Origin of the sequence: Paraburkholderia sp. Cpub6 (genome assembly GCF_014201065.1) — a bacterium.
Taxonomy (GTDB): domain Bacteria; phylum Pseudomonadota; class Gammaproteobacteria; order Burkholderiales; family Burkholderiaceae; genus Paraburkholderia; species Paraburkholderia tuberum.
The window spans coordinates 18081-32743 of the sequence record NZ_JACHDM010000001.1; the positions used below are offsets into that span (position 1 = coordinate 18081).

Here is a 14663-nt window from a genome sequence, read left to right on the forward strand (position 1 = left end):
TCAGAACAGGAAATAGCGTTGCGCCATCGGCAGCACGGTGGCCGGATCGCAGGTCAGCAACTGGCCGTCGGCGATCACCTGATAGGTTTCCGGATCGACGCTGATGTTCGGGCGCCACGCGTTGTGAATCATGTCGGCCTTCGTCACGTTGCGGCAGTTCTTCACCGCGACGATGCGCTTGTGCAAACCATAGCGTTCGGCCACATTCGCATCGGCGGCGAGTTGCGACACGAAGGTCAGCGACGTGCGGCCCAGCGCTCCGCCGCGCGTCGCGAACATCTCGCGATAGTGCACGGGCTGCGGCGTCGGAATCGACGCATTCGGATCGCCCATCTGCGCCATCGCGATCATGCCGCCCTTCAGGATCAGCGACGGCTTGATGCCAAAGAACGCCGGCTCCCAGAACACGAGGTCGGCCCACTTGCCCGGTTCGATCGAACCGACTTCATGCGCGATGCCGTGCGTGATCGCCGGATTGATCGTGTACTTCGCGACATAGCGTTTCGCGCGGAAATTGTCGTGGCGCGCGTTGTCCTCGGGCAGCGCGCCGCGTTGCACCTTCATCTTGTGCGCGGTCTGCCACGTGCGGATGATCACTTCGCCGACGCGGCCCATCGCCTGCGAATCCGAAGAAAGCATCGACAGCGCGCCGAGATCGTGCAGGATGTCCTCGGCGGCGATCGTCTCGCGGCGAATCCGCGATTCGGCGAACGCGATGTCTTCGGCAATCGACGGATCGAGGTGATGGCACACCATCAGCATGTCGAGATGCTCGTCGAGCGTGTTGACCGTGTAGGGCCGCGTCGGATTCGTCGACGACGGCAGCACGTTCGCTTCGCCGCACACCTTGATGATGTCCGGGGCGTGGCCGCCGCCCGCGCCTTCGGTGTGATACGTGTGGATCGTGCGGCCCTTGAACGCGGCGACGGTCGCTTCGACGAAGCCCGCTTCGTTTAGCGTATCCGTGTGGATCGCGACCTGCGTGTCGGTATCGTCGGCGACGCCAAGGCAGTTGTCGATCGCCGCGGGCGTCGTGCCCCAGTCTTCGTGCAGCTTCAAACCGATTGCGCCCGCGGCGATCTGTTCGGTCAGCGGGGCCGGCTGGCTCACGTTGCCCTTGCCGAGAAAGCCGAGGTTCATCGGATAGCCGTCGGCCGCTTGCAGCATGCGTTCGAGATGCCACGGCCCCGGCGTGCAGGTGGTCGCATTCGTGCCGGTCGCGGGGCCGGTGCCGCCGCCGAGCATCGTCGTCACGCCGCTCGCGAGCGCTTCCTCGATCTGCTGCGGGCTGATGAAGTGGATGTGCGTATCGATGCCGCCCGCGGTCACGATCAGCCCTTCGCCCGCGATCACTTCGGTGGCCGCGCCAATCGCGATCGTCACGTTCGGCTGGATGTCGGGATTGCCGGCCTTGCCGATCGCCGCGATGCGGCCGTCCTTGATGCCGATGTCGGCCTTTACGATGCCCCAGTGATCGAGGATCACCGCGTTCGTCACGACGGTATCGACGACCTCGGCATGCACGCGCTGCGACTGGCCCATGCCGTCGCGAATCACCTTGCCGCCGCCGAACTTGACCTCTTCGCCGTAGGTCGTGAAGTCGCGCTCGATCTCGATCAGCAGTTCGGTGTCGGCGAGGCGCACGCGGTCGCCGGTGGTGGGGCCGAACATCTCCGCGTACGCGCGGCGGCCAATGCGTAATGTCATGGTGTGGGTCCGGAATGAGCTACAAGCGAGCGACAGGCAAGGCAAGGCGGAGCAGGGCGGTCGAAACGCCAGGGCGCGGGCAGCGCATCACAGCTTGCCCATCACCTTGCCGTTGAAGCCGTAGACGATGCGCTCGCCAGCCAGCGCGACGAGTTCGACCGTGCGCTCCTGACCGGGCTCGAAGCGCACCGCGGTGCCCGCCGCGATATTCAGGCGAAAGCCGCGCGCCGCTTCGCGATCGAACGACAGCGCGTCGTTCACCTCGTAGAAATGATAATGCGAGCCGATCTGCACGGGACGGTCGCCGGTATTCGACACGACCACCGTGACCGTTGCGCGGCCCGCGTTCAGTTCGTGCTCGCCGTCGTCGATGAGGAGTTCGCCGGGAATCATGGGGCCTGCCTTGACGAAGAGGAGTTCAGGGAATCGGGTGATGGACGGTGACGAGCTTGGTGCCGTCGGGAAACGTCGCTTCGACCTGGATGTCGGGGATCATCTCGGGCACGCCCTCCATCACGTCGGCGCGCGTGAGCAGCGTGGTGCCATAGTGCATCACCTCGGCGACGCTCTTGCCGTCGCGCGCGGCTTCCATCAGCGCGGCGGTGATGAAGGCGACCGCCTCCGGATAGTTCAGCTTGAGGCCGCGCGCGCGGCGCCGTTCGGCGAGCAGCGCGGCGGTGAAGATCAGCAGCTTGTCCTTCTCGCGAGGTGTCAGCTTCATCGGGTGTGGGTCTCGGCGTTTGATGTGTCGTGGCGGCGTCGTGGTCGCGTCGCGGTGACGGGGGCCTGGCGTCGCGCGATCATCCGGCCACGGTATCAAGTCCGGCTAACGGCGCGCTTACAACTACGTTTGCGACCGCGCATGCCACCGCGTTTGCAGAATTACAGGTCGGCGGGCAGCGGTGCGCCGAACCACTTCTTCGACATCGCACCGAGCGTGCCGTCGTGTTTGGCCTCGGCGATCGCGGCATCGACCTTCTGTTGCAGGCGCGGCTCGTTCTTGTTCATGCCGACGAAGCACGGCGAGTTCTTGATCACGAACTTCGGCTCCGGACGGCGCGGCGGATTCTTCGCGAGGATCGCGGCCGCGACGATGTTGCCGGCCGCGATCAGCTGCACCTGGCCGGACAGGAACGCGGCGATCGTCGCGTTGTTGTCCTCGAAGCGCTTGATCGTCGCGTTCGGCGCCATCTGCGTGAGACCGATTTCCTCGAGCGCGCCGCGCGTCGCGCCGACGGTCTTGCCGGTGAGATCGGCGGGACCGCTCACCTTGATGTCGGCGGGACCGAACACGCCCTGGTAGTACGGCGCGTACGCGCTCGAAAAGTCGATCACCTTCTCGCGCTCGGGCGTTTTGCCGAGCGACGAGATCACGAGGTCGACCTTGCCCGTTTGCAGATACGGAATACGGTTCGCGCTGTTGACCGGCACGAGTTCGAGCTTCACGTTCATCGCCTTGGCGAGCAGCGCGGCCGTGTCGATGTCATAGCCCTGCGGCTTCATGTCGGGGCCGACCGAGCCGAACGGCGGATAGTCTTCGGGCACGGCGACCTTCAGCACGCCGGCCTTGGCGATGTTGTCGAGCGTGTCGGCGTGCGCGGGGCCCGCATGAAACGCGAGATCGGCGACGATGGGCAAGGCGAGCAATGCGGCCAGCAAGGCGCGGCGCGCGGAGCGGGAGAGAGTGCGGGTCATGGGCGTGAGCAGTGGTGGTGTCGTGGGTGTCGGGTCGTCGCTGGCTTCATCGTGGCCGGCCGCGAAGTGGCGAGTGCAATGCAAGCTGTGTGCCATCCCTCTGCGGCGTGGCGCGGCGGCGTGCTGCGCCAGTTCGCGCACATGGTTGGGGCGTGCGCGTGCGCCGCCTTGGTGCGCAAAGAGCGTGATGAAGACGAAAGCGGGAAGCCGCGCTGTCAGGTCGACCAGATCCGCAACGGCACCGCCGCGACACCATGCACGACCGGCCGCAATTGCAGCCAACAGCGCGTGAGCGCGTGCTGCAGCGTTTCCATCGAGCGCGACACCGCGCGCACGAGCAGCACGCCGTTCGTCACGCACGAGGCGGCTGCTCGCAACGTGTCGTCGAACGGCAGTTGCGCGCTCAGCGATTCGGCGAGCGCGTCGTCGCAAGCGGCGCCTGCGGCCCACAGCGTGCCGTAGGCCGGAAAGCCGGCGAGCCCCTGCGGCGCGGCGCGCAGCGGATCGTCGGCGGTGAGGCTCGCGCGTTCGAACCACAGCAGCTCGCCATTCGCGCCGACGATGCGCGACACCGCGCGCAAGCTACCCGCCGACCAGCGTTCGCCGGCCGCCTGGCGTCCGAGCTGGGTCGCGTCCCAGCCGATCGCGCTCGCGCCGTCGGCGAGCGTCAGCGAAAAATCGAGGTGCGCGTTCGCGTGATCGAACACGATGTTGTTCTGCGGCAGCCAGTCGAGCTTCGCGTGCTCACCGACACGCAGCGCGATGCGCTGCCGCGCCGCGCGGCCGTTCGACTTGTACCACTTGGTTGCGCCCGGCGTCGTCAGCACCGCATGCGTTTGCGCGGCGAGCGTGATGTCGATGTCGAGCTGATCGCCACCCGCGACGCCGCCGGGCGGATGCACGATCACCGCGTGACAGATCGCCGGGCCTTCCGGATAGAGCGGCCGTTGCACGCGCAGCGGTCCGTCGTGCAGCCGGTGCGCGAGCGTCGTGCGAGCGTCGCCGCCGACGAAGCCGAGTTCGAGTCGCGCGCGCCACGGCGTGTGCGCGGCGGCGAGCGTGGCGTGGTTTTCGTGAAGCGACATGCGGATGGATGGGGGAATCGGCGTGCGACGAGGATAGCACGCGTGTCGAAGCGCGGAAGCCGCGGCAGCGGCTACGACGCGGTACTCTCGGGCGAGGCTTCGGTCACCGACAGCACCTTGATGCCCTCCCACTGCGGATGCAACAGTCGCAGCAACGCAAGGATCGCGCGGGGGGTGTTTTCCTGGACGGTCAACGAGTCGCTGCCTGTCTGGATTGCTTTCTTGCCATGTTGGCAATACTGATATTCGACGAGAACCGTCACGGACATGCTTTTCTCCCTCTATATCGATGTTGTGTCGCCGACCCAGGCCGTATCGCGGCGGCGTCTAGGGTACGAGTGTCGGCTCGGCGTGATCGTCCACGCCCCGTTCCGCGCGATTGATAAATCCGCAGTCGAGCAATAGCTGACAGAAAGCTTCCGGCGAACACGACGGCCCGGTCGTCCCGGCCATTCTCGCGAGAACGTCGGGGAACGACGCGAGCACGTGCCAGCTGTCGTAATACGCGTGCAGCTGCGGCGCGAGTTCGTTGCCGAGCTTCTCCCAGCGCACCGACAGCATGCCGACCGTACCGCCGCTGTCCACTTCGAATAGACCAAAAGTGACCGCCGACACGACGTTCATCACCCTGCAATAGGAGGCTGGGTTTCTGTAAAACTCGCGTCTGACCTGCTTGTTGTCGTCCATGGTGTCCACCTCGTCGAACCGTTGCGGCGTTGCGGCGTTGCCTAGCCTGTGTAACGGTTGCGCGGCGGATAACTTGAGCTCGCTTACACGGCAATCAACCCCCTGACCCCATCCGCATCCATGTTCGCCCCCTCGCCGCCCGCGACGATCTCGCCGCGACTCATCACCCAGTAACGATCGGCGATCGCTTTGGCGAAGTCGTAGTACTGCTCGACCAGCAGCACCGTCATGCCCATGTCCTCGACGAGCTGCCGCAGCGTGCGGCCGATGTCCTGAATGATCGACGGCTGGATGCCCTCGGTCGGCTCATCGAGGATCAGCAGTTGCGGCTCGCTCATCAGCGCGCGGCCGATCGCGAGCTGTTGCTGCTGACCGCCGGAGAGATCGCCGCCGCGCCGGTTGCGCATGTCCTTCAGTACCGGGAAAAGCTCGTAGATGCGCTCGGGGATTTTCTTCGGCGCCTTTCTGCTCGCGGCGCCCACCAGCAGATTTTCCTCGACGGTGAGGCGCGGAAAGATATCGCGGCCCTGCGGCACGTAGGCGAGCCCCTGAGCGACGCGGGCATGGGTCGGCAGTTTCATCAACTGTTCGCCGCGCCATGCGATCGCGCCGCTTTTCGCGGGCACGACGCCCATCAGGCAGCGCAGCAGCGTGGTCTTGCCGACGCCGTTGCGCCCGAGCAGCACCGTCAGCTTGCCGTCGGGCACCGTGAGCTTCACGTCGCGCAGAATATGGCTGCCGCCGTAGTATTGGTTCAGTCGGTCTACTTCGAGCATTGTTCAGTCATCCGGTCGGGTTGACGATGCGGTGCCGCTTCCAGCAGCAATCAGCGGCCTAGATAAGACTCGATCACCGTCTCGTCGCGCTTGACTTCGTCGAGCGTGCCGTGCGCGAGCACGCGGCCTTCGGCCATCACCGTCACCTTGCCTGCGTCGCCCGCGAGCGCCGCGACGAACTCCATGTCGTGCTCGACGACCATCATCGAGCAGGTGCCACGCAGGTGGTTGAGCAATTCGGCGAGTTGCATCGTTTCGTCATCGGTCATGCCGGCCGCCGGTTCGTCGAGCAGCAGCAGCGCCGGTTGCTGCATCAGCAGCATGCCGATCTCGAGGCGCTGCTTCTGGCCGTGCGATAGCTCGCCGGCGAACCTTCGCGCTTCGCTTTCCAGCCCGATCAGCGCGAGCGTTTCCTCGATGCGGGCCTGCGCGTCGCCATCGAGCCGCGCGCGCAGCGACGCCCACCAGCCCTTGTCGGTCTTCATCGCGAGTTCGAGGTTTTCCCACACCGGATGCTGCTCGAACACGGTCGGCTTCTGGAACTTGCGGCCGATGCCGGCGCGCGCGATCGCCGGTTCGTTCATGCGCGTGAGATCGATCGACTGGCCGAGAAACACCTTGCCGTGATCGGGCGCGGTCTTGCCCGTGATCACGTCCATCATCGTCGTCTTGCCCGCGCCGTTCGGGCCGATGATGCAGCGCAGTTCGCCCGCGTCGATCGCGAGCGACAGCGCGTTCAGCGCGCGAAAGCCGTCGAAGCTGACCGTCACGTCTTCGAGGTAGAGGATCGTGCCGTGCGATACGTCGATCTCGCCGGGCACGACCGCGTGTCCCATGCTCGCGACGCCGCTCAGCGAGCGTTCCGGTGGTGCTTCGGGTAAAGCCAGATCGGGAACCATCGGGTTTTCGTTCATCAGCGGTTCCTTTTACGCGTCAGCAGATCGGCGAGCCCCATGATGCCGTTCGGCAGCAGCAGCGGCACCAGCACGAAGATCAGGCCGAGAAAGAACAGCCAGTATTCGGGGAAGTTCGCCGTGAAGAAACTCTTCGCACCGTTCACGGCGAACGCGCCGATGATGGGGCCGATCAGCGTGCCGCGTCCGCCGACCGCCACCCAGATCGCCATTTCGATCGAGTTGCCCGGCGACATCTCGCCCGGATTGATGATGCCGACCTGCGGCACGTACAACGCGCCCGCGATGCCGCACAGCACCGCCGACACGGTCCACACGAACAGCTTGTACGCGAGCGGGCTGTAGCCGAGGAACATCAGCCGCGTTTCGCCGTCGCGCACCGCGGTCACCACGCGGCCGAGCTTCGACGTGACGATCGCACGCGCGCCGATGAACGCGGCGATCAGCACCGCGAACGTAATAAGCAGCAAGGCGGCGCGCGTGCCCTGATGCGTGATCGGAAAACCGCCGATGCGCTTGAAGTCGGTAAAGCCGTTATTGCCGCCGAAGCCCGTCTCGTTGCGAAAGAACAGCAGCATCGCGGCGAAGGTCATGGCCTGCGTGATGATCGACAGATAGACACCCTTCACGCGCGAGCGGAACGTGAAGAAGCCGAACACCCACGCGAGCACGGCGGGTACCAGCACGACGAGCAAGAGCGCGTAGCCGAGATGTTGCGTGCCCTGCCAGTACCACGGCAACTGGTGCCAGTCGAGAAACACCATGAAGTCGGGCAGATCGCTGCCGTACTTGCCGTCGTGGCCGATCGCGCGCATCAGGTACATGCCGATCGCGTAGCCGCCGAGCGCGAAGAACAAAGCGTGACCCAAACTCAGGATGCCGCAGTAGCCCCACACCAGATCGAGTGCGAGCGCGGCGATCGCATAGCACATGAACTTGCCGGTCAGCGTCATCGCATACGCGGACAGATGCAAGGCGCTCGTCTCCGGAATCACCAGCGCGGCGAACGGCACGCCGAGGCCGAACACGATGATCAGCGCGATCAGCGCGAGCCACGCGCGACGCGACAACAGCGCGGGCCGCGGTGGCAGGCCGAGCGCGAAGCCGGTGTTGGACTCGCGCGCGCCGCCAGCGCCAGCGGCACCGGCGCGCGACGACGAAGCGGAAGCGGGGTCTGCCGATGAAGTAGCCGATGTCATCTCATGCCTCCGCGCTACGGCCCTTCAAGGCGAACATGCCCTGCGGACGCTTCTGGATGAACAGCACGATCAGCACGAGCACCGCGATCTTCGCGAGCACCGCGCCCCAGAACGGTTCGATCGCCTTGCTGACGAGTCCCAGCCCGAAGCCGCCGAGCACGGTGCCCGCGAGCTGGCCGACGCCGCCGAGCACGACCGCCATGAACGAATCGATGATGTAGCTCTGGCCGAGGTCCGGCCCGACATTGCCGATCTGCGACAGCGCGCAGCCGCCGAGCCCCGCGATGCCCGCGCCGAACGCGAACGCATACGAATCGACGCGCGCGGTCTTTACGCCGACGCACGCGGCCATGCGACGGTTCTGCGTGACCGCGCGCACGAACAGACCCAGCCGCGTGCGCGTGAGCACGGCCCACGCGATCGCGACGACGATCATCGAGAACGCGAGAATCGCGAGCCGGTTGTACGGCAGGATCAGATTCGGCAGCACGGTAACGCCGCCGCTCATCCACGACGGATTGACGACCTGGACGTTCTGCGCGCCGAACAGCATGCGGGTGGCCTGAATCAGGATCAGGCTCACGCCGAAGGTGGTCAGCAGCGTTTCGAGCGGGCGGCCGTACAGGTGCTTCAGCACGAGCCGTTCGAGCACGATGCCGACCAGCGCCGCCGCGACGAACGCGGCCGGTATCGCAAGCAGCGGATACCAGTCGAACGCATTGGGCGCGAAACGCTGAACGAGGTTCTGCACGACATAGGTCGCGTACGCGCCGATCATCAGGAATTCGCCGTGCGCCATGTTGATCACGCCGATCAGGCCATATGTGATGGCGAGGCCGAGCGCGGCGAGCAGCAGCACGCTGCCGAGCGACAGCCCCGCGAACAGCGTGCCCGCGATCTGGCTGCGGCGCTGTAGCGCATCGAGCTCATCGATGCCGCTTTGCGCGGCCGCGCGCACGCGTTCGCCGGGTTCGGCAAACGTGCCGTCGGCTTTCTTCGCGACCAGCGGGCGCAGCAGTTCATTCATTTCGAGGTCGTGGCGCGCGGCGACCAGTTGCACCGCTTCGAGGCGCTTGGCCGGATCCGGGTCGTGCAATGCGCTCATCGCCCACAGCGTGTCGAGACGTTTCTTCAGAGCGGGATCGGTTTCTTTGGCGCGCGCCGCGTCGACGAGTGGCTTGATCGACGGATCGGGGTTTTGCAGCAGCGCATCGACGGCGGCTGCGCGTGTCGTCTGGTCGGGCGAGGCGAGTTGCAGACCCGACAGCGCGCCCGCCACTTTCGAGCGCAGCAGGTTGTTCAGCGTGACCGGTTGCGCGTCGCTCGTGGCGACGGGCTGGCCGGTGACGGCATCGCGGGTGGCGTCGCCGTCCTGCAGCAGTACCGCGCCTGCGTCGGTGGCGAGCGCGTTGTCGTCGGCGAGCGCCTTGAGCACCGCGAGCGACGCGGCATCGTGCGTCGAGATCAGCTTGTCGATCGCGGCGGACTTCGCCTCGAAGTCGTCGCCCGCGAGCGGCGCGACGTCGGCCTGGGTCAGCGCGAATGCGGCGCCCGGCGCGGCGGCGAGAAGGACCGCGAGCGGCAGCAGGAGCGTCGCGCCGCCTCGTCGTACGGAAGTCGGAAATGAAAACGCCATGATGGCCTTTTGCACTGGGTTGAATCGATGACCCGCTCGAGAGCGCGAGGGCGTCGCGTCAGACGTCGCCGCCGCTTCAGCGGGACGTTGCCGCGCATTGGCGTGCGCGGTCACGCCGCGCGACGCGGCGAACGCGCGGCGGCGGCGCGAAGCGCAGGGCGTCCGGGTCACGCGCGAGCCGCGCGCGCGTCGGCACGCAGGTCGCGCGTCGCGACCGGAGCGGCGATACCCGCGCGGTGACCCGCGCGCGACACCGCCGCCGGCGAGCCGCAACGAGGCTCACGCCGACACGTCATGCGACGCGCGAGCGCCGCAGGAACGCCGGAATCGAGCTGACCACATCCGGCTTGCCAGCATTGCCGGCGATGAACGGGCTCCACGGTTGCGCGCGAATCGGTCCCTTGGTGTGCCACACGACGTTGAACTGGCCATCCGCGCGTACCTCGCCGATCATCACCGGCTTGTGCAGATGGTGGTTGCCGTCCATCTCCAGCGTGAAGCCCGACGGTGCGGCGAAAGTCTGGCCGACCATCGCGACGCGCACCTTGTCGACCTCGGTGCTCTTTGCTTTCTCGACCGCCTGCTTCCACATATGCATGCCGACGAAGGTCGCTTCCATCGGATCGTTGGTCACGCGCTTCGTGCCGCCCGGCAGGTTGTTGTCCTTGACCCACGTGGCCCATTGCTTCTTGAACTTCTCGTTAGTCGGATTGCGCAACGACATGAAGTAGTTCCAGGCCGCGAGATTGCCGACGAGCGGCTTCGTATCGATGCCGCGCAGCTCCTCTTCGCCGACCGAGAACGCGACGACCGGCACATCCGACGCCTTCAGCCCCTGGTTGCCGAGCTCCTTGTAGAACGGCACGTTCGAATCGCCGTTCACGGTCGAAATCACCGCGGTCTTGCCGCCTTGCGAGAAGGTCTTGATGTTCGCGACGATGGTCTGATAGTCGCTGTGGCCGAACGGTGTATAGACCTCCTGAATGTCGGCTTCCTGCACGCCCTTCGATTTGAGGAACGCGCGCAGGATCTTGTTGGTCGTGCGCGGATACACATAGTCGGTGCCGAGCAGGAAGAAGCGCTTCGCGCCGCCGCCTTCGGCGCTCATCAGGTATTCGGTCGCGGGAATCGCCTGCTGGTTCGGCGCAGCGCCCGTATAGAACACGTTGCGCGACATTTCCTCGCCTTCGTACTGCACCGGATAGAACAGCAGGCCGTTCAGTTCCTCGAACACCGGCAGCACCGACTTGCGCGACACCGAGGTCCAGCAGCCGAACACCACCGCGCACTTGTCCTGCGTCAGAAGCTGGCGCGCCTTCTCGGCGAACAGCGGCCAGTTCGACGCGGGGTCGACGACCACCGGCTGGATCTGACGGCCCATCACACCGCCGTTCTTGTTGATGTCGGCGATCGTCATCAACGCGGTGTCTTTCAGCGACGTTTCGGAGATCGCCATCGTGCCGGACAGCGAATGCAGGATGCCCACCTTGATCGGGCCGCTATCGGACTGCGCGTGCGCGAACGGCACACGGCCCGCGAGCGCGAGCGCGCCGGACATGGAGCCGAACTTCAACAGACTGCGACGTTTCATGTGCTTTCCCCTTGTCATTGATGGTCACTGTTTATGAGCGTCGATTTCAGCCAGCCTGGCTGAGCTCGCACGACTAGCCGATCGTCTACTGCAAGGCACATGCCATGTGACACATTCGGTGCGATGCGCGTGCGATGCCCGTTGCGGCGCGGCTATCGGCGAGAGGGCTGCGCGTCGGGGCATCGATGCCGCGGCGCGAAAGTGGTGCAGTCGCGCGCGCCGCGCCTCGTTCGGGTGCGTGTCGCGCCGCGACGAAGCGCACTTCGCCGCCAGCGAAGCGCCGCTGGCGCGCGCTGGGCATCGGCGGTGCATGGGCGGCATCGGGGCGCCGCGTCTTTGTGCATGACGTGCGCTCTGGCTACATCGGACGACCAGTGTGATGCGGAACAAGGAGGCCCGACATGAGCGAACGGGCGCAGGCCGGGGAAATGGACAATGCTTCTTCGCGGGGCATACCAAGCCGAGCAATGAGATACCGCAAATGCGGCTCCAGCAAATCGCTTTGCACGGTCGATTCGCTGCTTAGCTCCCAGAGACCTGTTTTCCCCATAGCCTTACTGGACTTTCCGGACCGGAGAGTAAATGACTTTCCTTTGACGATGGTTGTGTCGGGGGATATCTGAAAGTACTCGGTCCAGAATTCCGGTGATACGGCATCTCCGGTTATCAGGAAAGATGCTTATGCTCCGGCGTCCGCGCTCGCGTCTGATGCAGAAGTTTGGCTGTGGTGCATAGGCGGTTAATACTTGTACGCTGACTAATCGTGTTGCCGTAGCCAAACCGACTCGCACAGAACGGCTACTTCAGCTCCGCATGAGGGATCAAGTGCGAATAGAGTCGCCTTTCCTGTCAGTATGTCCTGAGTGATGTTTTCTGCCTGCTCCTGAGATACAAGCGCGGGTTTGGAGTCGGTCCAACTACGGATCCATCCGATAATTGTCCTCACATCGCTGACAGAAAATGAATGCTTCGGCGACAGCAATACGCGCGAGACAACATTTTGCTCTGCGAAGTCCAGCATCCGTAGTGAAATCACCTGCTTGAAAAGCAGAACCTCCATTTCACCATTGACACGCTTAAATCCAAGCTCCAACTCGCTCTCATCGCGACGGTGCTCAATCCGAAAGAGCTCCGCGTCGTGGAAGCTGGGGAGATTCTGGAGATCCCGCACGTTTGCGTAATTTGACTTTTCCATTTCATCTCCGTCGATTAGGGGAGCAACGAAAACGGTAGGCCGGGGCCGCGCCTGAGTTTCCCGCTAAGCGGATCGATTGCCCAGTTGTGGGCATGAGGTACGCCCTGACCGTGATCGTGATCAAAGTCGAAGTCAACGACACGTTTGCCGTCGTCTCCAAACATGCGCATTTGCCCGCTACCAGGGTTGGTATACCACGTACCGGGTTCGCCTTCATTGGGTGTTTTGGCGATATCAAAGGAGTCGCCGTTGACAGCATCAGGTGTGTACTCGAAGGGCTGCGCGTCATCAAGCAGCGTTGAGGCCTCGCCCTTGCCCGCGAGCGCATCGACCACGGCGAGCGCCGCGTCGAGCAGGCCGTCGTAGCCGCTGCCTCCAGGCATGGCCGCGGGTGCGGCGAACTTCCGGGCTTGCCGGGCGCCTCGGTCGTACCGGCCGCACAGCATCGGTTCGCCGTTCGGGAGATCGACTGCCCTCGCCGCGAGACTCCTCAACGGCGTGTGGTGGGGTGGCGGAAACAGGTCAGCACGACGACCTTTAACGGCAAGTAGGGAGCCCCGCCGCACTTCAGCGAAAAGCGCACTGATGACCCACCATCCATCGCTGTCGGGTTCATGGTCTCGCAAAGCTTGAAACGCCAGGGAGAGACGCCACCCGATGCTTTTGATCAGCTCCCGGTCCCGTTCCCACTCCCGATGGTTCAGTTCGGCAATGCCCAGAAATTCTCGGGTATCTGCTTTGGCCCTCTCGAGGTCGGCGGCCTTCCTCAGGCACGCCTTGTAATGCCACTCGTCACAGATTACATAACAAGCACCCAAGGGCCTCTAACAGCGCAGCTCCACGGAGTGCATCTCAAACACGGACAAGGACATAGGTATTGTCGACGATCTATATGAAGTCGCTGCCCGGATCGGCAGCGATCAGATAATCACCGTGCGACAGGTTGTCCGTACATGGGCGATGGCCCAAAATTTTGGCTGCTTTCGATGAAACAGAAAAAAAGCGCCCGCGGGGACGTGGCGGTTCAGTTGCGCAATTCAGATGTGCCGATGCACGAATGATGCTTTCGGTTGTCGGTTCGACGGCACACTCGACGGATACGAACCATGAAAACGGCCGACCGTTCGCGCGATACCACAGCCGATTCAGGTAGCTCAGTCGAACGCCTCTGGAGCGACTGTCCCGCCTTCAATCACCAAATGTTTCGCATCGCGTTTCGACTCGAAGAACCGCCAGTTCTCGTGATCCGATTTTATGTCCGGCGCGACGATCAAACGGAACGCTTGCGACAAAGACACGACCAGGCCGCAGTCCGAGTTGGCCGATATGCTCTCGACGATGATGGGTCCATTCCGCGCTAACAATTGCCGCATACGCAGTGCAAACGCGTTAGCCTCCTCGTCGGGACCCCTGAGTGACTCTTCAGTTGCTATGATTTTGCCAGCCTCACTCAGCGTCCAGGCGCACTGGATATGAAGAGCCCATGCGCTGACCTGCCTGGTTACACCATAAAAGCTTTTCGGTCCGTGCTTCGGACCAAAACCCAAGGTAAGCATATCCGCTGCACGACTGACGCTGCTCCATTCCAAGCCGCGAAGTACCGACAAGCGGCGCTCGATTTCTCGCTGATCGTTAATCGTTAAAATTCCTCCTCGAACTGTCTCGTGTCACCGCAGATTGAACATGTCTTTAGCCCGTTCGGATCTCGTGAAATCCCGTGGGAAGCTCACTGCCGAGTTCATAATGAAGCTGCTGGGCTGATTGGATCAGGCGCAAAATCGGAAACAGATCAGCACTGCGACCTTTGATGGCAAGCAGGGCGCCACTGCGCACCTCATCGAGTAGCGCACTGATGATCCACCAGCCATCGGTGTCGGGGTTCCGGTCCTGAACACCATGAAACGTCAATCAGAGACGCTTTTGTAGGCTCGCGATGGACGCGCGAGCTTAGCCAAGAGCAATGATTGAGTCGATCAATTCCGCGCCACCCTCGATGTCTTCGTGGCCAATAAAACGAGACACTTCCATATGCCCATCGCCGAATACATCAATTTCGACGCGCTGGCCGACCACGGTGATGGAAAGAAGCACGCTACCCAGTCGTTGTCGGCTCAAGGAATAGTGAATTTTGGCATCGTCAAGCTTGTCGAGCAGGTCATACAGTGGATGAGGCATGGC

The 14663-nt window shown here is 63.9% G+C and carries 18 protein-coding genes; all 18 read right to left on the reverse strand.

Features of this window, described 5'->3' with window-relative positions:
- Entirely contained in the window at positions 1 to 1707 is a 1707-nt protein-coding gene (gene ureC, locus HDG33_RS00105) for an urease subunit alpha (protein WP_184020914.1), read from the reverse strand.
- Between the two features lie 87 nt (positions 1708 to 1794).
- Positions 1795 to 2100, reverse strand: coding sequence for an urease subunit beta (locus tag HDG33_RS00110; protein WP_018419648.1), 306 nt, complete (start codon positions 2098 to 2100; stop codon positions 1795 to 1797).
- Between the two features lie 25 nt (positions 2101 to 2125).
- Positions 2126 to 2428 (reverse strand): urease subunit gamma, encoded by a 303-nt coding sequence (gene ureA / locus HDG33_RS00115; protein ID WP_008923043.1) that lies wholly within the window; start codon positions 2426 to 2428, stop codon positions 2126 to 2128.
- A gap of 161 nt (positions 2429 to 2589) precedes the next feature.
- Positions 2590 to 3402: a transporter substrate-binding domain-containing protein gene (locus HDG33_RS00120; protein WP_184020916.1), complete on the reverse strand. Its 813-nt coding sequence runs from the start codon at positions 3400 to 3402 to the stop codon at positions 2590 to 2592.
- Between the two features lie 215 nt (positions 3403 to 3617).
- Entirely contained in the window at positions 3618 to 4487 is an 870-nt protein-coding gene (locus tag HDG33_RS00125; RefSeq protein WP_184020918.1) for an urease accessory protein UreD, read from the reverse strand.
- A 71-nt stretch (positions 4488 to 4558) separates the two neighbouring features.
- Positions 4559 to 4756 carry a hypothetical protein gene (locus HDG33_RS00130; RefSeq protein WP_184020920.1) on the reverse strand — a complete coding sequence of 66 codons (198 nt, stop codon included), beginning with the start codon at positions 4754 to 4756 and terminating at the stop codon, positions 4559 to 4561.
- A gap of 58 nt (positions 4757 to 4814) precedes the next feature.
- Positions 4815 to 5174, reverse strand: a complete 360-nt coding sequence (locus HDG33_RS00135) for a hypothetical protein (protein WP_260330273.1) — start codon at positions 5172 to 5174, stop codon at positions 4815 to 4817.
- Between the two features lie 83 nt (positions 5175 to 5257).
- Positions 5258 to 5950 carry an urea ABC transporter ATP-binding subunit UrtE gene (gene urtE, locus HDG33_RS00140; protein ID WP_018419653.1) on the reverse strand — a complete coding sequence of 231 codons (693 nt, stop codon included), beginning with the start codon at positions 5948 to 5950 and terminating at the stop codon, positions 5258 to 5260.
- A gap of 50 nt (positions 5951 to 6000) precedes the next feature.
- Entirely contained in the window at positions 6001 to 6864 is an 864-nt protein-coding gene (gene urtD, locus HDG33_RS00145) for an urea ABC transporter ATP-binding protein UrtD (RefSeq protein ID WP_184020922.1), read from the reverse strand.
- Positions 6864 to 8063 carry an urea ABC transporter permease subunit UrtC gene (gene urtC / locus HDG33_RS00150; protein ID WP_184020924.1) on the reverse strand — a complete coding sequence of 400 codons (1200 nt, stop codon included), beginning with the start codon at positions 8061 to 8063 and terminating at the stop codon, positions 6864 to 6866. The genes urtD and urtC overlap by 1 nt, the downstream gene beginning before the upstream one ends.
- A gap of 1 nt (position 8064) precedes the next feature.
- Positions 8065 to 9699: an urea ABC transporter permease subunit UrtB gene (gene urtB / locus HDG33_RS00155; protein ID WP_184020926.1), complete on the reverse strand. Its 1635-nt coding sequence runs from the start codon at positions 9697 to 9699 to the stop codon at positions 8065 to 8067.
- 292 nt (positions 9700 to 9991) lie between these two features.
- Positions 9992 to 11290 (reverse strand): urea ABC transporter substrate-binding protein, encoded by a 1299-nt coding sequence (gene urtA / locus HDG33_RS00160; protein WP_184020929.1) that lies wholly within the window; start codon positions 11288 to 11290, stop codon positions 9992 to 9994.
- 358 nt (positions 11291 to 11648) lie between these two features.
- On the reverse strand, positions 11649 to 11960 hold the full coding sequence (locus HDG33_RS00165; RefSeq protein WP_260330304.1) for a DUF4279 domain-containing protein: 312 nt from the start codon (positions 11958 to 11960) through the stop codon (positions 11649 to 11651).
- Between the two features lie 87 nt (positions 11961 to 12047).
- The gene (locus HDG33_RS00170) at positions 12048 to 12485 is read right to left on the reverse strand and encodes a hypothetical protein (RefSeq protein ID WP_090803378.1); all 438 of its coding nucleotides are present in this window, start codon (positions 12483 to 12485) and stop codon (positions 12048 to 12050) included.
- A gap of 14 nt (positions 12486 to 12499) precedes the next feature.
- Complete coding sequence (locus tag HDG33_RS00175) at positions 12500 to 13303, reverse strand: hypothetical protein (RefSeq protein ID WP_184020932.1); 804 nt, start codon at positions 13301 to 13303, stop codon at positions 12500 to 12502.
- Positions 13304 to 13639: 336 nt separating this feature from the next.
- On the reverse strand, positions 13640 to 14092 hold the full coding sequence (locus HDG33_RS00180; protein ID WP_184020935.1) for a hypothetical protein: 453 nt from the start codon (positions 14090 to 14092) through the stop codon (positions 13640 to 13642).
- An 82-nt stretch (positions 14093 to 14174) separates the two neighbouring features.
- The gene (locus HDG33_RS00185) at positions 14175 to 14393 is read right to left on the reverse strand and encodes a hypothetical protein (RefSeq protein WP_184020938.1); all 219 of its coding nucleotides are present in this window, start codon (positions 14391 to 14393) and stop codon (positions 14175 to 14177) included.
- A gap of 39 nt (positions 14394 to 14432) precedes the next feature.
- Positions 14433 to 14660, reverse strand: a complete 228-nt coding sequence (locus tag HDG33_RS00190) for a hypothetical protein (protein ID WP_184020941.1) — start codon at positions 14658 to 14660, stop codon at positions 14433 to 14435.
- Positions 14661 to 14663 lie beyond the last annotated feature (3 nt).